20 protein-coding genes and 1 riboswitch are annotated in these 24,290 nt (G+C 39.6%); of the genes, 8 read left to right on the top strand and 12 right to left on the bottom strand.

Annotated elements, in window-relative coordinates; translation table 11 throughout:
* The first annotated feature begins 152 nt into the window (after positions 1-152).
* Positions 153-3,956, top strand: a complete 3,804-nt coding sequence (gene putA, locus QMA00_RS12950) for a bifunctional proline dehydrogenase/L-glutamate gamma-semialdehyde dehydrogenase PutA (protein ID WP_076922894.1) — start codon at positions 153-155, stop codon at positions 3,954-3,956.
* A 110-nt stretch (positions 3,957-4,066) separates the two neighbouring features.
* Complete coding sequence (locus tag QMA00_RS12955; RefSeq protein WP_076922893.1) at positions 4,067-5,263, top strand: HD-GYP domain-containing protein; 1,197 nt, start codon at positions 4,067-4,069, stop codon at positions 5,261-5,263.
* 7 nt (positions 5,264-5,270) lie between these two features.
* On the opposite strand, the gene QMA00_RS12960 is transcribed toward QMA00_RS12955, so the two are convergent.
* The 6 genes from QMA00_RS12960 to QMA00_RS12985 all read right to left on the bottom strand — a co-directional run bounded on the left by QMA00_RS12960 (position 5,271) and on the right by QMA00_RS12985 (position 10,672).
* Entirely contained in the window at positions 5,271-6,278 is a 1,008-nt protein-coding gene (locus QMA00_RS12960; RefSeq protein ID WP_076922892.1) for a general secretion pathway protein GspB, read from the bottom strand.
* A gap of 11 nt (positions 6,279-6,289) precedes the next feature.
* On the bottom strand, positions 6,290-7,207 hold the full coding sequence (locus tag QMA00_RS12965; protein ID WP_064662968.1) for an AAA family ATPase: 918 nt from the start codon (positions 7,205-7,207) through the stop codon (positions 6,290-6,292).
* A 153-nt stretch (positions 7,208-7,360) separates the two neighbouring features.
* Positions 7,361-7,876, bottom strand: coding sequence for a DUF1566 domain-containing protein (locus tag QMA00_RS12970; protein WP_008465984.1), 516 nt, complete (start codon positions 7,874-7,876; stop codon positions 7,361-7,363).
* 10 nt (positions 7,877-7,886) lie between these two features.
* A complete protein-coding gene (locus QMA00_RS12975; RefSeq protein WP_076922891.1) occupies positions 7,887-9,533 on the bottom strand; it encodes a DUF1566 domain-containing protein in 1,647 nt (548 codons plus the stop codon).
* A gap of 66 nt (positions 9,534-9,599) precedes the next feature.
* Complete coding sequence (locus QMA00_RS12980) at positions 9,600-9,932, bottom strand: hypothetical protein (protein ID WP_008465987.1); 333 nt, start codon at positions 9,930-9,932, stop codon at positions 9,600-9,602.
* Positions 9,933-9,967: 35 nt separating this feature from the next.
* Positions 9,968-10,672 carry a DUF2982 domain-containing protein gene (locus QMA00_RS12985; RefSeq protein WP_008465989.1) on the bottom strand — a complete coding sequence of 235 codons (705 nt, stop codon included), beginning with the start codon at positions 10,670-10,672 and terminating at the stop codon, positions 9,968-9,970.
* Between the two features lie 246 nt (positions 10,673-10,918).
* Between QMA00_RS12985 and QMA00_RS12990 the strand changes: the two genes are divergently transcribed.
* The 3 genes from QMA00_RS12990 to msrA all read left to right on the top strand — a co-directional run bounded on the left by QMA00_RS12990 (position 10,919) and on the right by msrA (position 15,686).
* Positions 10,919-11,971 (top strand): efflux RND transporter periplasmic adaptor subunit, encoded by a 1,053-nt coding sequence (locus QMA00_RS12990; protein ID WP_076922890.1) that lies wholly within the window; start codon positions 10,919-10,921, stop codon positions 11,969-11,971.
* Positions 11,972-11,974: 3 nt separating this feature from the next.
* Positions 11,975-15,073 (top strand): efflux RND transporter permease subunit, encoded by a 3,099-nt coding sequence (locus QMA00_RS12995; RefSeq protein WP_076922889.1) that lies wholly within the window; start codon positions 11,975-11,977, stop codon positions 15,071-15,073.
* A 76-nt stretch (positions 15,074-15,149) separates the two neighbouring features.
* Positions 15,150-15,686, top strand: coding sequence for a peptide-methionine (S)-S-oxide reductase MsrA (gene msrA / locus QMA00_RS13000; RefSeq protein WP_076922888.1), 537 nt, complete (start codon positions 15,150-15,152; stop codon positions 15,684-15,686).
* A 66-nt stretch (positions 15,687-15,752) separates the two neighbouring features.
* Here msrA and QMA00_RS13005 read toward each other — a convergent pair whose 3' ends face one another.
* On the bottom strand, positions 15,753-17,603 hold the full coding sequence (locus QMA00_RS13005; RefSeq protein ID WP_076922887.1) for a TonB-dependent receptor: 1,851 nt from the start codon (positions 17,601-17,603) through the stop codon (positions 15,753-15,755).
* A gap of 36 nt (positions 17,604-17,639) precedes the next feature.
* A riboswitch (cobalamin riboswitch) is annotated at positions 17,640-17,805 on the bottom strand.
* A 274-nt stretch (positions 17,806-18,079) separates the two neighbouring features.
* Positions 18,080-18,562: a YajQ family cyclic di-GMP-binding protein gene (locus tag QMA00_RS13010; protein ID WP_013464315.1), complete on the bottom strand. Its 483-nt coding sequence runs from the start codon at positions 18,560-18,562 to the stop codon at positions 18,080-18,082.
* A gap of 151 nt (positions 18,563-18,713) precedes the next feature.
* Between QMA00_RS13010 and QMA00_RS13015 the strand changes: the two genes are divergently transcribed.
* Complete coding sequence (locus tag QMA00_RS13015) at positions 18,714-19,064, top strand: VanZ family protein (protein ID WP_076922886.1); 351 nt, start codon at positions 18,714-18,716, stop codon at positions 19,062-19,064.
* Positions 19,057-19,959 (top strand): ketopantoate reductase family protein, encoded by a 903-nt coding sequence (locus QMA00_RS13020; protein ID WP_076922885.1) that lies wholly within the window; start codon positions 19,057-19,059, stop codon positions 19,957-19,959. The genes QMA00_RS13015 and QMA00_RS13020 overlap by 8 nt, the downstream gene beginning before the upstream one ends.
* A 26-nt stretch (positions 19,960-19,985) precedes the next feature.
* On the opposite strand, the gene thiI is transcribed toward QMA00_RS13020, so the two are convergent.
* Entirely contained in the window at positions 19,986-21,443 is a 1,458-nt protein-coding gene (thiI, locus tag QMA00_RS13025; RefSeq protein ID WP_076922884.1) for a tRNA uracil 4-sulfurtransferase ThiI, read from the bottom strand.
* Between the two features lie 100 nt (positions 21,444-21,543).
* Entirely contained in the window at positions 21,544-22,197 is a 654-nt protein-coding gene (locus QMA00_RS13030) for a TetR/AcrR family transcriptional regulator (protein WP_010391043.1), read from the bottom strand.
* 177 nt (positions 22,198-22,374) lie between these two features.
* Between QMA00_RS13030 and coaD the strand changes: the two genes are divergently transcribed.
* On the top strand, positions 22,375-22,866 hold the full coding sequence (gene coaD / locus QMA00_RS13035; RefSeq protein WP_076922905.1) for a pantetheine-phosphate adenylyltransferase: 492 nt from the start codon (positions 22,375-22,377) through the stop codon (positions 22,864-22,866).
* Positions 22,867-22,886: 20 nt separating this feature from the next.
* Here the strand turns inward: coaD and QMA00_RS13040 are convergent, their stop codons facing one another.
* Positions 22,887-23,408: a hypothetical protein gene (locus QMA00_RS13040; protein ID WP_076922883.1), complete on the bottom strand. Its 522-nt coding sequence runs from the start codon at positions 23,406-23,408 to the stop codon at positions 22,887-22,889.
* Entirely contained in the window at positions 23,408-23,650 is a 243-nt protein-coding gene (locus QMA00_RS13045; protein WP_249928731.1) for a hypothetical protein, read from the bottom strand. The genes QMA00_RS13040 and QMA00_RS13045 overlap by 1 nt, the downstream gene beginning before the upstream one ends.
* Between the last annotated feature and the right edge of the window lie 640 nt (positions 23,651-24,290).

Genomic DNA, 24,290 nt, shown 5'->3' on the forward strand with positions numbered 1-24,290 from the left:
ATAAGTTAATAATATGCCCTGTAAATTATCGTAAAACGGCAAAATTAACCAGCATATTCTGCTGGATTTTAATTAGAATGCACGCTTTACACCAACAACATTTAGCGGTAATTAACAATTATCCTAAGTCTTAACACTCCTGAGGGTTGCTTATGTTATTCAATGGCGATTTAACAACGACTTGTCCGATCAGACAAAAGATCCGTGACTTCTACCGTATAGATGAAAATGCGGTTATTGATCACATTTTACCACTTGCAGAAGTCGGTGTTAAAGCACGAAGCCGTGCATGGGAAAGAGCTCGCCAAATAGTTTTAAACATTCGTAAAGACCAAGACGGTCAAAGCGGTGTTGATGCGCTATTAAATGAATTTTCACTATCGAGTGAAGAGGGTGTGGTATTAATGTGTTTAGCCGAAGCGCTGCTTCGTGTTCCTGATAAAGCAACTCAAGAAACATTAATACGTGATAAATTAGCAAACGGCGATTGGAGCTCTCACTTAGGTAGTAGTGACTCTTTATTCGTTAATGCCTCGTCTTGGGGATTATTAGTAACCGGTAAAATGGTTAACTATAACGATAAGACTAAAGAGCAACAGTTTGGCATACTCAAAAAAACCATTGGTCGTTTAGGCGAGCCAGTTATACGTAAGTCTGTTAACTTTGCTATGAAGATAATGGGCAAACAGTTCGTAATGGGTCGTACCATTAACGAAGCGATTGAGCGTGCTGCTGAAAAAGAACAAAAAGGCTATGTATATTCTTACGATATGCTAGGCGAAGGTGCTCGCACAATGAAAGACGCCAAGCGTTACTTTGATAGCTACATGAATGCGATTCATGCTATCGGTAAAGCCGCAAATGGCCGTGGTCCAATAAAAAGCCCAGGTATTTCTGTAAAGTTATCGGCTATTCACCCTAGATATGAGTTCACTCATAGAGAGCGTGTAATGGAAGAAATCGTTCCAAAACTAAAAGAACTAGCCCTTGCCGCTAAAAAATACGATATCGGCTTTACTGTTGATGCTGAAGAAGCTGACCGTTTAGATATTTCTCTTGATGTTATTGAGGCAGTATTTAGCGATGACGATTTAGGCGATTGGCAAGGTTTTGGTTTAGCGGTTCAGGCTTATCAAAAACGCGCTATTTTTGTTATTGAATGGCTAACCGACCTAGCAACCCGTGTGGGTCGAAAAATGATGGTGCGTTTAGTAAAAGGCGCATACTGGGATACAGAAATCAAAACCACACAACAAGATGGTTTAGATTACTTCCCGGTGTTTACCCGTAAAGCAACCACGGATGTATCATATAAAGCGTGTGCGATTAAAATGCTTGAAGCACGTGATGTACTTTACCCGCAATTTGCAACACACAACGCCTACACCGCAGCGACTATTTTAGAAGTGGCCAAAGGTGATAACCAAGGTTTTGAATTCCAACGTCTTCACGGTATGGGTGAATCTTTATTTGACCAAATCGTTGATGAAGAAAAAATTCAGTGCCGCGTATACGCACCGGTCGGCCAACACGAAGACCTACTTGCTTACCTTGTGCGTCGTTTACTAGAAAACGGCGCTAACTCGTCATTTGTAAATGCCATTGTAGATACCACACAACCGGTTGAAGCATTATTGCCAGATCCTGTTGAAACACTGCAAGGTTTACGTAATAAATACAACACACAGATAAAAATGCCAATTGATTTATACGGTGAAGAACGTGCCAATTCAAAAGGTATGGACTTAACTGATATTAACGTGATCACCCCGTTTAAAGAAAATTTAGACACTTGGTTTGAAGAACATTTAATTGATGAAAGCCAAGTACCACAGGGCGCGCTGGCAGTTAAAAACCCTGCAAACCATAAAGAAATTATTGGCCATATAAAATTACAAAATAGCGATGAAATGAAAGTGTTGCTAGCCAACGCTGAAACCGCATTTGAATCATGGTCACAAACACCGGTAAAAGAGCGCGCCAATTTATTACGTCGCGTTGCTGATATTTTAGAGCGCCATCACGATGAGCTTGTAGCTATCTGTATTAAAGAAGCAGGTAAAGTAGCACAAGATGGTATTGATGAAGTACGTGAAGCCGTTGATTTTTGTCGTTACTACGCAGCCCGTGCTGAAGAGCTTGCGCAAGATGAGCGCTTTGAAGCCCGTGGTGTTATTTTATGTATTAGCCCATGGAACTTCCCGCTCGCTATTTTCTTAGGTCAAGTTGCAGCGGCCATTGTTACCGGTAACACGGTTATTGCAAAACCAGCAGAGCAAACCAGCTTAATCGCACTTCGTGCTATTGAATTAATGCTATCAGTTGGTTTACCTGAGCACGTTGTACAACCTGTCATTGCTCGCGGTAGCGAAGTGGGTAAAACCATTGTTCCTGATGAGCGTATTCAAGCTGTTATGTTTACAGGTTCAACTGAAACGGGCACGCTTATCTCGCAAACATTAGCGGCACGTAACGATATTCAGGTGCCTTTAATTGCAGAAACTGGCGGCCAAAACTGTATGATTGTTGACTCAACAGCGCTTCCTGAGCAAGTTGTTGATGATGTTATCAGTTCTGGTTTCCAAAGTGCGGGTCAACGTTGTTCAGCATTACGCGTACTCTTTATCCAAGAAGACGTAGCTGATGGCATTATCGATATGCTTAAAGGCGCACTTGCTGAGTTGCATATTGGCGACCCATCATTACTCTCTACAGACGTAGGCCCAGTAATAGATGAAAAAGCGCTTAAAACACTCAACGACCATGTTGAATACCTAAAGGGTAATGCAACACTTCACTATGAGTGTAAAATTCCTGATAACAGCGAAAATGGCGCATTTTTCTTTGCACCACGTTTATACGAAATTAAAGACTTATCGGTATTAAAACGTGAAGTATTTGGCCCTTGTGTGCATGTTATCCGCTTTAAATCGAGTGAGCTTGATAATGTTGTCGACCAAATCAACAACACGGGTTACGGCTTAACAATGGGTATTCACTCTCGCATTGAAGAACGTTGTGAACATTTAGCGAAAATGTCGCGCGCAGGTAACGTATACATCAACCGTAATATGATTGGTGCCATTGTTGGCGTGCAACCGTTTGGTGGCCGTGGACTCTCTGGTACTGGCCCTAAAGCCGGTGGACCAAACTACCTACAACGCCTAATAAAAGAAAAAGCATCACCAGATAACGTACAAATGACTAACCTAACGCCAGATGAGCTTGATTTACACCACTACAGTGGCGCAAATGAGCAAGTAGAAAAGCTGATGGTTAACTCTATGCGCGATGAAAAAATCTGGCGTGCAACGCCACTGAATGATCGTGTTTCTGCGGTACGTCAGTTATTAGCGAAAGTAGCGACGGTTGAAATTATTGACGACCTCGCGGACGATTTAGCGTTAACACTTGCCGATGCACGTGCTCAGTTAAACCGCTTAGAAAAGCACATGCGTAAATATACAACATTGCCAGGGCCAACAGGTGAGTCGAATACACTTCACCTTGAAGCTCGTGGTTGTGTGGTTTGTTACGCAGATAAAAGCACCTCATTTAACTTTTGGGCACTATCGATTATTACCGCGCTTGCTGCTGGTAACACAGTAATAACGGTAGCATCTGAAATATTTTATGATGAAGCGGTTGCTTTTAGAGATAAGTTTATTGCAACCGGCGTTGCTGAAGGTGTTTTTCAAGTAGCTAAACCAAATCAGTTACAAGCAATATTAGCGCATCCTCACCTAGCGGGTGCAGTAGTTGCTGCACGTTCTTCTCGCTTAGGCTACTTCAGCCAACAGCTTGCACAACGTAAAGGCGCAATACTGCCAGTGATCAGCTCAGAGTATTACGACACGCTAATTAAGCGCCTTATTACTGAAAAAACAATCAGTATCGATACAACGGCATCAGGCGGTAACACCTCGTTAATGACGCTTGTTGAAGATGATGAATAGAGAATAGTCATCATTTAATTAAAAAGGCATCAATTTGATGCCTTTTTTTATTTCTAAATATGAATTTATTTGTTACTTTCTCTAATCATACTTGTTAATTAGAGTTCATTTTGAAAACCATTCCTACTACACAGCTAAAACCTGGTATGTTTGTACAAAAAGTTGTTAAGCAAACTGGCAATATTAGAATAAAAAACCAAGGCTGGGTTAAAACTCAAAGTGGAATTGATAAATTAATAAAATCTGGCATTTTAGAGGTTGAAATCGATCCTGATAAAATGCTCACCTCTGAAGAATCTGAAACACAACCAACGCCTGCTACTAAGCACGAAATCAAAAAGCGCGATCCATGGTTAATAACCCACAGCGCTGAGCAAGAAATGAGTAAAGCTAAAAAGCTTTATGATGAAGCAAAAAACTTACAAACCAAAGCATTTGGCGATATAGAATCTGGCCGCACTGTTGATGTTGCTCCTTTTAGGGAGCTGGCTAGCGGGTTTATTGACTCCGTATTTAGAAATCAAGATGCGCTGGCGTGCATTACGCAAATGCGCCAAAAAGATGCCTATTTATTAGAGCACTCGATAAATGTGTCTATTTTAATGAGTATTTTTGCAAAACATCTCAATATTGAAAAGCCAATCATTGAAGAACTTGCAACAGGTGCCCTATTGCATGATATGGGAAAAATAAAAATACCTGACGCGATTCTCAACAAACCAGGTCGCTACAGTGACGAAGAATTTAAAGTGATGCAAAACCATGCGCGCTTTAGCAAAGAAATACTAGAAGACGCAGGATTAACGGGGATTGCTGTTGATATCGCAGGTATGCACCATGAGCGCTTAGATGGTAAAGGCTACCCCTTTGGTAAAAAGGGCGATGAAATAAGCCAATACGTTCGTATGGCCTCTATTGTTGATGTATATGATGCATTAACCGCTGAACGCGTTTATAAAACGGGTATGGAGCCAATTAAGGCGTTTAAAATATTAAAACAAGGTTGCCCAGATAGCTTTGATGGCGTGCTACTTAATAAATTTATTCAATGTATTGGTATTCACCCTGTGGGCACGCTGGTAAAACTTTCCAGCCAAAAAGTGGGGCTGGTGACCCAAAGTAATCCTGCAACACCATTAAAACCAGTCGTAAAAACGTTTTTTAATGCCAAACATGGGCGTTACACTGAAGTTCAAGATATTGACTTATCAAGTAAAAGAACACAAGACACGCTTGAATCAGCAGTGAAACCCAAAGAATATAATATAGATTTAGAGGGCTTTTATAAGCACTCTATCTTTAGTTAATTGGCCACTATTGTGGCCAATCTTGCAGGGCTTTTAAGCTAAATTCATAGCCATCAAAATCAAGTACGCTCTGATCCGGTGCTATTTCTAGCACCCTCAATGCACCAATAGACTCCCCTTCATATAGCTCTCTGCCATTGAGCTTTATCCAGCGTTTATCTGCTGTCGACGAATAAATATGTGCCTGATATTTAATGCTTGGCAACATACTTTGTAGGCCATCCGGCAGTAGCTCAACGGGTTGTACCCGTGATGAATGACGAGAGCCTTTAGTTACTTCGTAGTCGGCTGTTGTTTCTGTGTCATTAACGGCTTGCGCAAACGCATTTTTAAGCGTGTCGGGAACCGTATCTAGTTCAGCGGTTGATTCTGGCTGAGCAGACACATTTTGATTAAGTGGTTTACCTAACACTTTGTATTTACTCAACTCATCGGCACTGAGTGTTCTTTTCGTTGGCTGAGTTGGTACACTTTGCGGTTGGCTGCTCGGTGATTGAAAACTAGATGAAACGTTATTCTGCGCCGAGAAATTTTGCGTTTGCCCTTGAGACGTTTGATTAACGCTCATAGGTAAATATTGCCCTTGTGGCGTAAGCAACATTTGCTGTACACCCGTTGGGGTTTGCACATAAACCAATTGCCCTGCCAGTGGCACAGAATTGTTAGGCGCAGTTGTAACAAGGGGCGCTTGAGGGGTTGTTACTGCTTGAGCAACCGTTTTTTGTACTTCCTCTGGGCTTGTTGTTTTTTCTACTACTGCTGAGTCTTTTTGACTAAGGTCATTTTGAACAACCTCATTTTTTACGGCTACATTTTCTTGTTGCAGCCACTTACCGACAAAAAAGCCACTGGTCAATATACCCGTCGCCAATAAACTTCCGGTGAGTAAAAAACTAATTCGACGATAGGTCATCAACTGATGTTGTTGTTTTAATTGTTGCGCTTGCAAGTCATATTGCTCTGCGCTCATGGTATCGTGCTTTGACTGCTTTAACGCATCTAATAAATAAGACATGAATCACCTAACTAAAGAATAAATGACAGGCCAATTCCTGCACCAAAAAGCATTAACGCAGCAGCGCTATAGGGCCAAATCGAACCTGTTTTACTCACCTTATTATTTGTGGCAATAAAGTCGATAGGTAAAGATTCACTCGCTGCTTGCTTAACAATATCACTGCCAACAATTTCTTGTTGTTTAGAAAATGCCCCTACTAATGCGCGTTCACACACCAGATTCATTAATCGTGGCACGCCGCCTGTGAGCTGATGCACCATTTGCATCGCTTCCATTGAAAATATTTTCTTGTCACAACCTGCAATATGTAGCCGATGTTGAATATAAGCAATGGTTTGCCCTGGTGTTAGCGCTAACAAGTGATACCTAGCAGTAATACGCTGTGCCAGTTGCCTTAACTCATTACGCTTTAAAAGTAGCTGTAACTCAGGCTGCCCAACTAATACTATTTGTAATAACTTTTTATGGTCGGTTTCGATATTGGTTAATAAGCGAAGTTGTTCAAGCACATCGGGGGCAAGTAGCTGTGCTTCATCAATAATTAAAATAGTATGCCCCCCCGCTTTATTATTAAACTCAAGGTGCTTTTTAATCACATCCGTTAGACTTTTCAGCGTGGCATTTTTGGCGTCGTAAGTTATTTGTAATTCATCGCAAATACTGGCTAACAGTTCAAGTTCTGATAACGCAGGATTATGGATCATGGCTACTTGGGTATTTTCAGGCAGTCGCTCTAACATACTACGTGTTATGGTGGTTTTACCCGTCCCCACTTCACCAGTTAACAGCACAAAGCCACCGTCTTCACCTAGTCCATAGGTAAGGTGTGCTAATGCTTCTTTGTGGCGTTCACTTAAAAATAAGTAGTGGGGATTAGGCGAAATTGAGAATGGCTTTTCTTGTAAACCAAAATAGCTTAAATACACCTTTATAGTCCTTGGTCGTTAATTCACGGCCTATAATGGCAAAAAAATAGCCTGGGTGACAACTACAACCAGGCTTTATTATTAAAATAGTGTAAATAAAAAAGCTAACCGTAAATAAAAGAGTATTTTTAGATTCGCTAATATATTAATTAACTACTTCTCATAGCGTACTAGGCGTAAATATACGTTACTTGTTTTAGCATGTAAGCTATTTAAACCACTTGCAAACTGATAAACCCATGCCGAATTTATATTGCTAATACCCGAGGTATTAGACCAATAATTTTGCGACTGCGTTGCTAAAAAAATACCCGCATTAATACTTGGATCGGTACAACGGTGATCTACTATACTAGCTAACTCTTTAATACTCGGCACTTGCCAGTCGTTATAATTTGCCGTGGTGTCATTAAGTGCGCCTTTAAGTGAAGCTTGCCAATTTAATGGTTGAGTATCGCCATCGCAGCTAGTTGTTTCGCTATTATAAACTTGACCATAGTTACAGCGCTGCCACATTAGCCCTGTTTTAGTATCTGATACAGTGCCATCAATATTAATCACAAATCGGTCGGTATCATCGCTAGTCGCGACTTCCTGATAACACTGCTGCGCTGCAAGTGACTGACTTAATCCTAAGGCTAATAACATAGAGACTTTAATTAATTTCATAATAATCACCTTAACGATTTCTAACTAAGCGCACATAAGCGGCATTATCTTTTGGATAGGCTAAGTCGTTGCCATCCATCATATCGATAGTGTAAGCCTGAGATAAACTGGCACCATCAACAGCCGTTTGCGAAGTCCAGTAGCGTAAATGCCCTACACTGTTAGTCGATGGTGTATTAGGGAAAAATGCAGTATCTATCAATACGTTTTGCCCTTGTTTACCGTAATCAATTAAACCTAAAAGTTCAGTATAAGTGGGTAAACGCCAGTTACTGCCGCCACAAAAATCAAGCGCATTAACTTCATCAATATAGGTTTGTAATCCACAATCAGTATCGCTCGGGCATGTGGTATTAGCGCTACCATTTACATCGCCGCTATTTACTGTACCTTGCCAAATATAACGGTTTTGTCCATCACGCAACGAAGTATTTGGTAACACACCGGAATAAGGGCTTTTCACTTCCCAAACAAGGCCGGTAGTATTATCACGAATACAGCTAAAGTTTTGCGCATCATCGAGAAGCTCATCGGCAAACTCATTAAGTTTGGTGTAATCAAAAGCCAGATTCCCTTTACCCACTTTACCTAAACGATTGGCAAAACTATCGCGCCCAAGATCAGCATCTTGAGCTGGAAATTCATCATTATTACAATTAATTCGCTGAGTATTGTTATAACACTCTCCTACCCCTGTATCATTTATTAACCCAAGCGCTTTGGGTGTTACATCAATAAATACGGTATCTGTGTCGGTGCGCCCTTTTAAGTCCATAACTTGTACTTCAAAGCTAAGCGTTGCATTTAAATCAATATCAGAGGCAAAAAAGCTGGCAGTACATGACTTCGGTTCAATCAGGGTTTCTGTATTACCGGTAAGTTGTTGCCACATACATTGATAAGATTGAGTTGCCGCTTCACTGGCTGTGGCATCTAAAATAACCTTATCAAACTCTTCTACTGTTTGATTAGCGCCTGCATCGGCAATAATCACTTGAGCTGTTTTATTAAGGGTCATATCAAATTGTGATGCAGATACTCCGCCCTCATCATCTGTTACGGTGAGCTGCCATTTTAAGTTGGTGTTATTTTCTAATAATGGATGAGGAAAACTAAGCGTTGGATTGGTATAGCTATCAATTGTTAAATCCGGCCCTGACAATAATTGCCACAAATAACTGCTAATTTCGCCATTTTCATCGGGGTCTGTGGAAGTTAAACCACTAAGGGTTACAGTATCCTTATAAACTGAGGGCAAGTTTGCAGGAGCAACTTGAGTAACAACAGCAAGAGGAAGCTGATTATTAGAGGCAATGAAAACACTCAAGTCGTCATTCACTAAACTGCCATCTGAGGTTTGATAGCTAACTCTTAATACCAGTTCACTGTCAGACTTTACATCTGGTGCAGTAATGGTTTGTTCAGCCCCTTCAAGCGGAAACACATCTATAATAGGGCCACTTACACGCTGCCAAGTAAATGTACCATCTGCAGGAGAGCCTTTTGCAGAAATAGTAAACTCTGATTTTTCTACAACTTGAAGATCGTTACCTGCAAATACTGATGTTTTTATATCACTGTTATCAGCACCACCTCCCCCTCCGCATGCAGCCAAAAGCAAGCATGACATAAGTGGTATTAACGAAATTGCTCTCATACTCAGCACCTTTTTGTCTTAAAATTATCTAATAAAACTATTAAGCAAAAAAAATGCCATTATAAATTATAAATAGCTATCTTGATGAATACGAACAAATAATTTAGTGCCAACTTTACTGTAATCTACTTTATATTCGCGGCCATCTAAGGATTGAATAAACAACAATTGTTTTTCTTCGCTAAATACATCAGCACTAGTAATATAAACAACGTCGAGGTAACGCTCTTTTGCATCTCGGCGGTTTTTTGGCAGTTCTTCTTTAAATGGCTCAAGACCATTACCTGTTACTTTAATTTTAGGGTGAGTCTCACCATTAACAATCACTAAATCTAGTTTTCTGTTTTTATGTATTATGGTGTTTCGACCACTTTTAATGAAAGATCTGTCTTGGCTCATCGTTATTCCTAATCCCGCAGTGAGTGCTTATATTATTATTCACACTGCGACTTTATAAACTGAGAGGGATCGCGCTTCCATTTATTTAAATTTGCGCTAAATTCCCAAATATCACTTTCTATTACACTCGCTGGTAACAGTAAGTCATACCCTGTTAAAAGCTGAAGATGTTTAGCCCTATTAGCAAACATCGCTATGAGCCCATTATAGTCAATTCCTTTTTTTGACCTATATTTATTATCTTCAACTAACCATTCTGATGGGCAATGCCCATTTTTGCAATTTTTCTGAACAACTTGCATAAAGAAATGTCGCTGCTCTATCAACAATTTACCCGCAATTCTTGGAGCTAAAGCAGACAAGAATGAATCTATATCATTTAACTTAATACCAATCGCATTAAGCTCAAGGTAATCAATGCCATTATCAACCTTAGGTATACCACAATGGTGCAAATTCTCTGGGTGTAAATGCCATTGTCCATACTTATGCTGATATATTAATTGCTGCTCAGTTAAAATAATACTATAAAAAGGTTCTTGTGTTTTAAAAAAGCCAATTAAAATTGCAGCAATACATAAACTTACTAAAAAAATTTCGATAATACTTATTTCGCCTGGGCGTAATAAATTAAACAGCATGATAACAATCAAGCCAATGCTGCCGACCACTAATATTTCAATTCCATTTTTAGCGCCTTGCGCTCGGTATTTTAGTATTTGTTTATTTATATTAGCCATACTGAAAAAACGCCATATAAAATATAAACATAATAATAGCCCACAATGCTAACTTTCTCAGCGTTAAACAGCGTTTGCATGATGTTTTAAGCTCATCAATTAACTCCCATTATTACTGTTAAATATGCGCAATGACTAAGTATCAGTTATTTTTACGCTTAACGCACAAATTAATGAGATACATAACCGCCTTTTTTTGTCCTGATTTCGTACAATACTTATAATCTATTTTCAGGTATGAAAACAATGCACTCTAAACAATCAGGTAAAGCCTTATTTCCATTTATTATTTCGTTACTAATAATTTTTAGCGTTTATTTGTATTTTCCCGCATCACAGGGCGAGCAAGCCAATTACTCGGCAATGACAACGCAAGTCTCTGCCCACACTGTCGAGTCGCAAGAAAATGCAATTATGATTGAAGCCATTGGCAGTGCTCGTGCTAATCAGGCTATCTACATTAAAAGCGCCCAAAACGATTATGTCACTAGCATTTACTTTGAAGATGGCGACTTGGTCAGCAAAGGACAAAAATTAGTACAACTGCAAAACCAACAAGAACAATTTGCAGTAAAAGAACTTAGCATTAATTTACAAGAAGAAAAACGTCAATTAGCCAGACTAACCGAGCTTTCTCGCTCGCAAGCGACGGCCAAGTCATTGCTTGAAGAACAACTCGCTCGCGTTGATGCCAGCGAAGCACAACTTGAAAGTGCTAAAACCAAACTCAATGAAATGGCCATCACCGCGCCTTTTTCTGGGTTACTGGGGAAACGCGAAATATCGGTGGGTGCGTATATTAATAATAGTACTGTGATCACAACCCTCGATGACATTAGTATTATAAAAGTTGATTTTAAAGTGCCTGAAAAGTATTTAGCTCAATTGAAAAACGGAATGATTGTTCGCACTCAAAACGATGCTTACCCTGATCAAACCTTCAGCGGTAAAGTAACCCATATAAGCTCACGTATCGACTCAATCACTCGCAGTGTAGAAGTAACAGCCAGCTTTGCTAATAAATCAGGTTTACTTCGCCCAGGTATGTTGCTTAAAACTGCACTAGAGCTAAGCAGTAACCAAGCGCTGATGGTGCCTGAAAAGGCCATTATTCCTCTGCAAGATAAGCATTACGTTTTTCAAATTGAAGATGGCATAGCAAACCGTAAAGAAGTACATGTTGCAAGTAGAAATAATGGCTGGGTTGCGATAGACAAAGGGTTAAGTAATGGCGAGCAAATTGTTACCGAGGGAATAATTAAAATTCGCTCAGGTAGTAAAGTAAGCGTTAAGGGGTAACACGTGAAAATTACCGATACTAGCGTCAAACGCCCCGTTTTTGCGATTGTTATTAACTTACTGTTACTCACATTTGGCTTAGTTGCTTTTAGCATGTTGCCTTTGCGAGAGTATCCAGATATTGAAACACCGATTGTAAATATTAGTACTGAATATACCGGTGCATCTGCTGAAATTATTGAAACAAAAATAACGCAAGTTATTGAAAATCGTATTTCGGGGATTGAGGGTATTAAAAGTATTAACTCATCGAGTCGTAATGGCCGCTCAAACATTACCATTGAGTTTAATATTAACCGCGACATAGACGATGCCTCTAACGATGTGCGTGAACGTGTTGCACGGGCATTAGACAGCCTACCCGAACAAGTGCGTCCTCCTGAAGTATCAAAATCAAATAGTGACGAAAGCCCTATTGCGTGGTTTGTACTTAACAGCGAAACCATGGATTCATTGCAACTTTCTGATTATGCACAGCGTTTTATTGTCGACCGTTTAGCCGTTGTTGATGGTGTATCAAATGTGCGTATTGGGGGAGAGCGAAAGTATGCCATGAAAGTATGGCTTAACCGCCAAGCGATGGCCGCCCGTGGTATTACCTCCAGTGATATTGAGCAAACACTGCGTAGTGAAAATGTAGAACTTCCGGCCGGTGAAATTGAATCAGTTGATCGTGATTTTACCGTTCGCACTGCACGCAGCTATAAAAACCAACGTGATTTTCAAAACCTAGTTATTAAACGAGGTGAAGATGGTTATTTAGTGCGTCTAGGCGAAGTGGCTGACGTAAAACTAGAAGCCGCCGATGATGAAAGTTTATTTCGCGGAAATGGCCGTAATATGATTGGTATGGGTATTGTTAAACAAGCCAAAGCCAATACCCTAACTGTGGTTGATAACGCCCGCAGTGAACTGGAAAAAATAAAACGTAATTTACCTGAAGGCACCACCATAGAAGACAGTTATGATTCTTCGGTATTTATTAAAGAGTCAATTAATGAGGTTTATAAAACTTTAGCAATTTCTATGGGGTTAGTCGTGCTTATTATCTTTATATTTTTAGGTAACATTCGCGCCACTCTTATTCCTGCGGTCACCGTACCGGTCGCCTTAGTCGGTAGTTTTATGTTTTTATTAGCAATGGGTTATTCAATTAACTTATTAACTCTACTGGCACTAGTATTAGCAATAGGCTTAGTGGTCGATGATGCCATTGTAATGCTAGAGAATATTCACCGCCGTATTGAACTTGGTGAACCGCCTTTATTGGCAGCTTATCGCGGCGCACGTGAGGTGGGCTTTGCAATTATAGCCACCACCTTAGTGCTTATATCCGTGTTTGTACCATTAGTGTTTATGGAAGGACGAATTGGCGCACTATTTACAGAGTTTGCTATGGCGGTAAGTGCTGCCGTGTTTTTCTCCAGCATTACTGCATTAACACTCTCTCCAGCGCTGTGTTCAAAAGTGTTAAAGGCCTCTGAAAAAGAAAGTAAGTTTAGCCAAGTTATGGACCGTTTTTTTACTAAATTAGAAAATGGATACCGTAACGCTTTAGCGTCAAACATGACCCGTAAATGGGGCTTAATGCTGAGCTTAGTTTTGGCTGGGTTTGTTAGTTATTCATTATTTTTACAAATACCCTCTGAACTTACCCCTAAAGAAGATCGTGGCACCTTCTTTGTGCTTATGAATGGCCCTGAAGGGGCAAGTTATGAAAATAATGCCGCCAATATGGCAAAAATTGAAGAGCGCTTGATGCCTTATTCTGAATCTGGCGAACTAAGTCGAGTGCTTGTTCGAGTCCCAGGTTGGGGTGGCAGTGGCGGCGTGGCTATTGTTGGCATGGCTGATTGGGATAAGCGCAAACGCTCAACATGGGAAGTCATGGATGAAATAAGCGGCAAAATGCAAGAGGTCACCGACGTCCGTGCATTTGCTATTATGCGCCGTGGTATTGGCGGTGGTGGTTCATCGCGACCGATAGAGTTTGTTTTGCAAGGTAATGATTATGCTCAGCTAGCTGATTGGCGCGATAGAATTATTAAACGTGCAGAGAAAAACCCTGGGTTAGTGCGCATTGATCATGATTATAAAGAAACCTTCCCACAATTTTTAGTCAGTATTGATAAAAATAAAGCCGCTGATTTAGGCGTATCAGTCTCGGATGTGGGACGTACACTTGAAACCATGCTTGGCCAACGCCGTGTAACCACTTTTATTGACCGCGGTGAAGAATATGATGTAATTTTAAAGGGAACTAAAGAAGACTTTGCAAACCCTACTGATATTTCAAATATTTACCTTAAATCTCGCAGCAATGAATTGGTGCCACTCGACAGCCTTATTAGCTTAAAAGAAGAAGCCACCGCCTCGCGTTTAAACCGCTATAACCGAATGCGTGCAATTACTTTAAGTGCCAACCTCGCTGATGGTTACACGCTAGAACAAGCTCTAAACTTTTTAAACAAGGTTGCCACAGAGGAAAACGACATTGATGGTGCCATTGACTATAAAGGTGAGTCGCAATTGTTTTATGAAGGAGCCTCAGCCATGACCTATGTGTTTGTGCTGGCATTAACCGTGACCTTTTTAGTACTGGCAGCTCAGTTTGAAAGTTTTATGCATCCATTTGTTATTATGTTAACTGTGCCACTTGGTTTAATGGGTGCCATGTTTGGGCTGTGGAGTATGGGGTTAACGCTTAATATATACAGCCAAATAGGTATTGTTATGCTCATAGGGTTAAGTGCTAAAAACGGTATACTGATTGTTGAATTTACCAACCAGTTACGTGATAAAGGCGTAGAATTTAGTGAGGCCATTTTACAAGCGGCTACACAGCGTTTGCGCCCTATTATTATGACCTCCCTAACCACAGTTATGAGTGCCGTACCTTTGGTGTTGGCTTCCGGTCCAGGCTCGGAAAGTAGAATGGTAATTGGTGTGGTGGTATTTACCGGCGTAACGGTTGCCACCATACTAACTCTGTTTGTTGTACCAGCCGCTTATTATGCCTTGGCACGTAACACACAATCACCTGAGTTTTTACAACAAAAACTTGATAAGCAAGCCGCTGAAAAACCACTTAAAGAGATCTAAGTCGCTCTGAGCGTCGTAATTAGCAGTTACGGCGCTATTTTCTGGTGCATATAACCATACAATTGAGGAAGTACTTATGAGTTCGACCACACAGGTAGCAACACTAGGCGGCGGCTGTTTTTGGTGTATTGACGCAGCATTTAGGCGTGTTAGAGGGGTGCTCAGTGTTTGTTCTGGTTACACTGGCGGGCACACTGATAACCCAACCTACAAAGCCATTTGCACAGGCAACAGCGGACATGCCGAAGTGGTTAAGGTTGAATTTGATTCTAGTGTGATAAGCTTTGAAACCTTACTCGCAATGTTTTTTACCTTGCATGATGCCACCCAGTTAAATCGCCAAGGTAACGATATAGGTACTCAATACCGCAGCGTTGTGTATTACCATGATCAGCAACAACAATTGCAAACACAGGCCGTTATTGCAGAGCTGCAAAGTCATGTTAGCGAACCTATAGTGACTGAGGTGAGCCCAGCAACCACTTTTTACCCCGCAGAGCACTACCATCAGGACTATTTCAATGAAAATCCTGAGCAGGGCTATTGCAGTATTTTAATTGCACCCAAATTACATAAGTTTGAAACCGAATTTAGCGAGTTTTTATCGGAATAAAGTGCTTTTAATAAATAGCCCAGCAATAAGCTGGGCTATTTGTTCCTTGGCAACTAGGATAAGTGACTAAAACTGATAATTTGCCCCCACAAAGAAAGTTCTTCCTGCGCTGTTATAACCTAATAGCTCACCACTGGCAGCAAACCCTGTTGCTGCAGTAAAATATTCCTTATCAGTAATATTTTCTATTCGAGCAGCTAACGACAAATTATCGAGCAACTGGTAATTGGCTGCTAAATTAAATACCGTATAGTCAGCGAGTTCAGAATCATAATACGCAATTGATGGACGCGATGAGCGATACTGCATATCTAAACTAGCATCAAAATCGCCCCATGACTTAGCGAGTTGATAATTAAACGACTCTGAAGGCCTGCGTGGTAAATCTGTATTCGTCTTTTCATCTGTAGCATCTAAAAAACTAACATTAACAGAGTGTTCAAAGCCTAACGCTGAAAACTCAGCCGATAATTCTATCCCCTGCATAGATACTTTATCTATGTTAGTTGCAATATATTTACCTGAGTCTGCATCATAATTATTACTAATCAAATTATTGATACGGTTATCGAAAATAGCAATATCATAACGGCCCCATTGGGTTTCTAAAGTTATACCAAGCTCATTATTTAAGGCTTCTTCAGGTTTAATATTATTGTTTGGTAAATAGTACGGGCTGTTAGTCACAAACGCATTAATTAACGAAGGAGCTCTAAATGCAGTACCGTGATTTAAACGTAGTGTTACATAGTTATTTGCTTTGTAACCAAGTCCTGTACTGTAAGTGTTTGCACGGCCATGGAAGTCATAATCATCGGTTCTAACAACCGCATTTGCTAACCATTTGTTATGGCTATAAAACGCGCCTATAAACAACGCCTTATTATCGCGTTTTTCTTCTGATGACGTTGCTGACGAGTTTGATAAATCCTCAGATAAATAATTAAAGCCACCCGATAGTTCAAGTTCTTCAGTAAGGGTATAAAGCCCTCGATATTCAAACTCAACACGCTCTGTGCTATACACTTGCTGCACATCGGTACCTGTTTGGGTATTTTCTTCTTGCGAAACGCTCACCGAAGTACTTTGGCTATATATATCTGAGGCTTTGTTCCAGCCTAGCTTAGCGGTGTAATTTTCAAAGTCGTAGGCATCGTTACCCCATGCATTATCATATTGTGCTTCGCCTTCACTATACTGAGATTGCAGGCTCAATTGGCCTAGTTCAGCAAGCTCATAAGCTAAATTAAAGCCAATGTTTTTATTTTTGTAGCCATCATCATCATGATCTTTTGTGTACTCAGCCGCTGGATCTTTGCCAGTAACATCAAAACCATCTGTCTCTTCGTAGCCTAAATTATAATTAAAGCTAAGCGCCTCTTTTACAAGCCCACCAGCAAGCTGATAATTACTGTAGCTATGGCTGCCTAAAGTAGCCGAAAGCGAGTTATTTGAGGCTTTACGGGTGATAATATTAATTACTCCGGCTACCGCATCAGAGCCATAAATAGCAGCTCTTGCCCCTTTAATAAGCTCAACACGCTCGATACTGTTAACTGGAATATTCGTCAGCGATACACTACCTGAACTTGCATCGCTCACTCTTACGCCATCAACCAATACTAAGGTATATTTAGCGCTGGCCCCGCGAACAAATATATCTGCCTTTTGACCTAACCCACCATTACGAACAATATCTATCCCAGCTATGGTATTTAATATTGCTGGTAAATCTCGGTAATTCGCTTTTTCAATATCAGCGCGCTCGATAACTGCAACACTTGCTAATACATCATTTATAGGTTGTTCAAATTTATTCGCAGTAACGGTTATTTTTTCAATGGTTTGTTCTGCAGCAGATACAGAAATAGAGAGTACAGCCGAAATGGCCACACCCAGTGCGGTTTTATTTAACATCATGTCCCCTATCTTTGCCCACCGCAAAGATGTTAGTAAGTAAGATTAAATCAAGGCCGGTCTCCGGACTCAGTTACCATAATTTAATACAGCATAACTTTACCGTTGCGGGGGCAGTGTTGGGATTGACTTCATCAATGAAAACGCACCAACTTCCCGATTATCCTACTAAAAAAATCACACCATTGAAGTGTTTAGTAAGCACCTTGAAAATAGACTGCTATTGTTATCTGTTTACTAAAAAAAGTCAACGGACGTCTAAACATCTACAAATCCAAAGGTTCAAGATTCAGGATACGGGGTTCGGGGTTCGGAGTTCGGAGTTCGGAGTTCGGAGTTCGGAGTTCGGAGTTCGGAGTTCGGAGTTCGATAATTATCATAGATCCAAAAATAAATAGCCAAACAATATAACGTGTTTGGCTAAATACATGTTGCTTTGAGCTCAGCGCCTATAGTGCCGAGCTCGAGGCAATAAATTAATCGCGGAAGTTTTTAAACTGAAATGGTTGACCTAAATCAGCAGTGCGTACAACTTGCATAGCCGCTTGTAAGTCATCACGCTTTTTACCTGTTACGCGAACTTCTTCACCTTGAATGGCCGCTTGTACTTTTACTTTAGAGTCTTTGATGGCTTTTACTACTTTTTTAGCCATGTCTTTTTCGATACCCTGTTTAAGTGCAACGTTACGAAAAACATTTTTGCCCGCACGAGAAATATCTTGTAGCTCTAAGCTTGCAACATCCATCCCACGTTTAGAGATTTTACTCGCTAAAATATCAAATAACTGCATTACCTGAGCATCTGCTTCAGCTTTTAATTTAATTGTTTTATCGTTTAGCTCTATTGATGCATCAACGCCTCTAAAGTCAAATCGCGTTTCTAGTTCACGGTTGGCGTTATCAACCGCATTTTTTGCTTCGTTCATTTCTACTTCAGATACAATATCAAATGAAGGCATAGCGTTCTCCTAACTATCTAATCTTAATTTTATGCCGCAATTATAACGTTAAAATGATAAATCTTTACATTTTTCTGCATTTTGTTCAGGTGCGATACTAAATTAGTTTGATATACTGAGGCTTCTTTTTTATACGATTTTAGGAATTTTCGTGACAAGGCGTGTTTACCAAGCAATTTTTTTAATTAGTATTGTTGCGTTTACCTTCTTATTTGCTAAAGAGGTAAAGGGCGCGGCAAACTTATTTCCGCATGTTGATAAAGCAGCGCATTTTGGTATCTTCTTTTTACTTGCCATTATTATGGATAAAGCGTTTAAACTCCCATTATATGCACAAATACTATTACTCGCTGGTTACGGTGCGGCAATAGAAATTATGCAAGATAGCCTTCCTTACAGACAAGCATCACTGGCCGATTTTGTTGCCGATTTTATTGGTGCAGCGAGCTACTTTTTAGCTAAAGCCCTGTTAACACTGCGTAAAAAGAAGCATTATGGCTAACATACTTGTTGTAGGTGATGGCGCTATTGGCTTGTTATTTAGCCATTTTTTAGCCAAGCATCACGCTATATATATACTTACTCGAAAAGGCACAGTTAATACTCGCTTTTACAGCCACAGTAACGCTGCGTCTGAAAAAATTAACGCCACTTTTATCTCACAAGAGCAGTTATCTCAAACTCCTGAATTTGATATTGTTTTATTCACGGTAAAAGCGTTTGCAGTGCAACAAGCCTATGCTCAAGTAAAACCTTATCTAGGCAATAATACCCATATTATACTGAGTCATAATGGCATGGGTAATGTTGAACAATTAAATGAACAACTAACAAAGCAGCAGTCGTTGTACTTTTTAACCACCAGCATAGCTGGATTTAAGTCAAACCCTAATATTGTGCAGCATACCGGAAACGGGCAAAGTGTATTAGGGGGCTGTAATCAACTAGCTATTCAAAATATTCAACAGCTTAGTGAGCAATTACACACCATTCCACAGTTAATTGTCAGTAACAATATTGAACAACTACGGTTTGAAAAGCTACTGGTTAATATTGCAATAAATCCATTAACCGCTCTGTACAATATAAAAAATGGCCAGTTGCGTGCGCCACAGTTTAATAGCTCAATTATTAATTTATTAACAGAGGCGTGCCATATTGCGACCGCGCTTAAACTTAATATTAAGCTTATCGATGCTCTCGAGCGCGCCTACAAGGTAATGAGTTTAACCGCAGAGAATTACTCATCTATGCATCAAGACGTTTTGCATAATAGACAAACAGAGATCATGGCGATTTGTGGCTATATAAGTGAGCAAGGAAAACTGCACCATATTGCAACACCTTATAATGACGCCTTACTTGCTAAAATTTTGGCAAAAAAAAGCGCGGAATAAATCCGCGCTTTTAAAATATTTAGCCATTAACGACGATAGACTTTTACAGTGGTAAAGCCTTCTTCGTGAAGAATAAGCGCTTGTAACTGGCTCATTACCCCTTTTTGGCAATATAAGTAATAGTCTTTATCTTTAGGTAAATCACCAAACTTTGTTGCTAAGCGGAAAAACGGTAAATGAATAACTTCAATACCATCAATTTCAAGCGGAGCGGCATCTTCTTCCTCAGGTGAGCGAATATCAACAACAACCGCTCCTTCAGGTAACTCTGTAACTGATTCTGCCTCTTTAAGCTCTTGCTTAGCTTCAACATCGATATCGCGCACATCCATAACACGGGCGTTATCAATAACGGTATCTAACACATCAAAGTCAAACTTTTCTTCTTCTGCTTTAATTACTTCAATTTTGGCTTTAACTGTCGGCTTTTTAGAGATCACACCGCAGTATTCAGGCATCGTCTCTGCCATTTCTGCAGTGCCTATTTGGCGCGCTATATTGATGATTTCTTGCTTATCATGTTGGATAAGTGGGCGTAAAATCAGCGTCTCGGTTACGCGGTCAATCACACTTAAGTTAGCTAAGGTTTGACTAGACACCTGACCTATACTTTCACCCGTAACCAATGCTTGAATATTTAGTTTTTCAGCGACGGCACTACCCGCTCGCATCATCATACGTTTAAGGACAACGCCCATTTGGCTGTTCTCAACGTTTTCTAAGATTTCAGCAACAACCGGTTCAAAATCAACAGTAATAAACTTAACTTTGTGAGTAGAGCTGTATTGTTTCCATAGATAGTAGCTCGCTTGCTTAACCCCAATTTCATGGGCAGCGCCACCTAAATTAAAGAATAAAAAGTGCGTGCGAGCACCTTTACGGATCATTTGATAACTGGCAACGCCAGAATCAAACCCACCAGACATAAGCGATAATACATCGTCTTGTGTTGGCAGTGGAAAGCCCGCCATTCCTAAATGGGTTTGCGTCACTATGTAGGCTTTTTCGTCTTTAATTTCTAAACGAATCGTTACTTCTGGGCGGCTTAGCTTTACTCGAGCCCCTTCAACATGTTGATTAAGCCCGCCACCAACGTAACGCTCTAGCTCAGTTGAAGTAAAATCATGTTGACCTATGCGCTTAGCACGGACACAAAAGGTTTTACCAATAATAGTGTGACCAACTAGCTCAATGGTTTTTTGATAGATGTCATCAAGGGTTTTAAAGTCTGTTTCGGTCACTTCAATAAACTGCACGATGCCAGGTATACGTTGTAAGCTGTCGATAAAATCAAGGCGAGTTTGAGCATCGTCAAGTTTTGTTACAACTGAAATGTTATCCCAGTTATTACGTACCTGTACTTTTTCGTCAACACGACGCAATACAATTTTAATGTTATTTTCTAACACTTTGGTAAAGCGTTTACGGACTGAACGGCTTTTGATGGCTATTTCAGGGTGAAGTTTGACGATAAATTTAAGCATAGTTCAACTCTTAGACTGCGGGAATTCGCGCACCCAGGCATTGGGCGCGGCGGATTATAGCAAAAAATTTAACGCCTAGGAACTAACCAACTCAACAGGCTTAAGGATTCTGGGGGGCTGCATTTGCTAAAAGTGCGTACTTGTCTCTTAACTGATTAATTTTATTTGCGCTTTTTTCTGTACTGTAAGCCTTAAATAAAGTCAGTACTTTTACAATGCCAGGGTAAATATCTTGCTCAACCAGTACACCACTTAGTCTTCTTGCTTTCATATAGGGTGTCCAAAAGCTAACCGTTAATTTTAGCGTATGAGCAAGTTCAATGGCATCTTGTTCATCAATGGCAATAATTTCACTATCCCGCAAGGCCAAAATGATGTTACGTACCTGCTCAAGTAATTCCTGCTGAAAATCAATGTAACCCTGTTTTAAATGGCTATCGCGAGCAAGAATATCGCCAAGGTTGTCGTAAAAAAAATGATAGCGCCACATTAATTCAAATAGCGAATCTAAATAAGGGCCAAGATGCTCAAAAGCATCGTCGCCTTTATCAACTGGCTTAAAGTGAGTACTTAAATGATCGCGATAAAGTGCAAATATATGGCGAATAATGTCTTCTTTATTTTTAAAGTGGTAGTAAAGATTACCCGGACTCATGCCTAAACTCGATGCAATATGATTAGTTGATATTGCTCTTTCACCATGTTCATTAAACAATGAAATACTGGTTTGAATTATTTTATCCTTGGTATTCATATACTCATTACTCAATTTTCGAAAATACGATGCTGCATTAAAACAATCCACTAGTATAAACAAATAGTCAGCGTTAAAACAATCAAGGCATGAAGTTCTCCACAATTTACTTACAAGGCTGCTTTGCACACTAAACACTGCTACACTACGGCTAAAAATAATAACACAGTAAATATTATGAAAGTGACCGCAATCTACCCAGGCACATTTGACCCTCTTACCAACGGCCACACTGATTTAATTCAGCGTGCGGTTAAAATGTTCGATACAGTTATTGTGGCTATTGCTCATAACCCAAGTAAAAAACCGTGTTTTACTTTAGAAGAACGCGTTGATTTAGCAAATGAGATTTTAAGCCATTTAGATAATGTAAAAGTCATTGGCTTTTCAGGGCTACTCGCCGATTTAGCCCGTGACCATAATGCTAATGTACTGATCAGAGGCATAAGAGCGGTTTCTGATTTTGATTACGAGTTTCAGCTCGCGAATATGAACCGCCGTTTAAACCCTGATTTAGAAAGCGTATTTTTAACGCCCGCCGAGCGCAATACTTTTATATCATCAACACTAGTAAAAGAAGTAGCACGCCATAACGGGGATGTGAGTGAGTTTGTTGATACCATAGTAATGAAAGCCCTGCAGTCAAGGCTCGGGAAAACCAAGCATTAAACACAACACCTAGCGTATCGTTACATTACGCTAGGTAGCTTCGCTCTTGATGGAAACAGAACGCTCTTAAGCCTCACTAAGCCCAAAAAATCTTTATTGATAAATAGTGCCAATGCCATTATAAGATCAAATAGAATAACGCCAAACCCATATGCAGCCCAAAACCACCAATAATCAATGTTTCCTTTAACTTGAACATCATAATGCATCCCCAAAAATAAACAGGTATTAACACCCAACCCCAGAATTAAGTAATAAAAAGCAATAGGTGTATTTTGCAACGTTATTTTTCGCCACAAAAAAAGTATCAAAATAGTTGTGAGATCAAATATGAAATAATCTTTATACGTAGAAGTTTCGAGGCTTAAAAATGCACTTAGAAAATAAGAGATCATCATTATTAATGAAATATGCAGTAAACTTTTATCTTGTTTATTAATGCTCGAAGAAAGGTTAAATAGAAAAGCGATTAAAAATAACCACAATAAAAAATTACCTAAATTCTCGCCAACTTTAACAAGCAGCCATAATAGATCCGTCATTATAGGCTTTTAAACTCAGTGCGTGATCTAAATAAACGACCTTTAAGTTTCATTAGCCCTAAAAAGTCTTTATTGATAAAAATAGCAATAATCATTAGTAAATCAACAACATTAACCCCCATAGAGTACAGGCTCCACAACCACCAAGGATCTGAGTTCCAGTTTATATAAAGATCTATGTAAATAGCATACGTTAAACAAGCATTAATCAATAAGCCACTAACAATATAGTTTTTAGCCACATCGCTTTCAAAGCTTGAAGCTTTTGTTATTATAAAAATAATACAAACTGTAGCGAAATCAAAAAAAATCCAGTTAAGGTAAACGTTTTTGAAAACTAAAAGGAAGTCACCAATAAGGTAAGAAAAGAACATTATTGAAGCTAAATAGACCAGTAATTTATTAGCTGTATTTATACTCGATACAAATGTGTACAACAAAGCCATTAAAAAGCCCCATTGTATAAATGCATCAATATAATCTGCTAAAAATAAGTCTACATAATACATTTATTGGATTTGGTTAAGCTCAGACGTTTTGAATAATGAAATGAGTTTATTTTTAAGGGTGTGTAAGCCAAGAAAGTCACGGTCTACTATTAAAGCTATGATCATTATAAGATCTATAGAATTGACAGTATAAATGTATAAGTCCCAAAGAATCCAATGATCCTGATTGTTATTAATATACATGTCTATATACATCAATAAAAAGAATATTGAATTAATCGTTAAACCTATAATTAAATATAAGAAAGATGGTGTTGTTTTCTTTATGATAAAAAAAACACTCAGCAAAGCTGTAATTGTCATGATGTCATATATAGCCCACGGCAAGATCATTATAAATTGAACTTATAGAATATGTAGTGATCAGAGCAAG

It is taken from the genome of Pseudoalteromonas sp. APC 3694, assembly GCF_030407565.1.
Lineage (GTDB): Bacteria > Pseudomonadota > Gammaproteobacteria > Enterobacterales > Alteromonadaceae > Pseudoalteromonas > Pseudoalteromonas tetraodonis.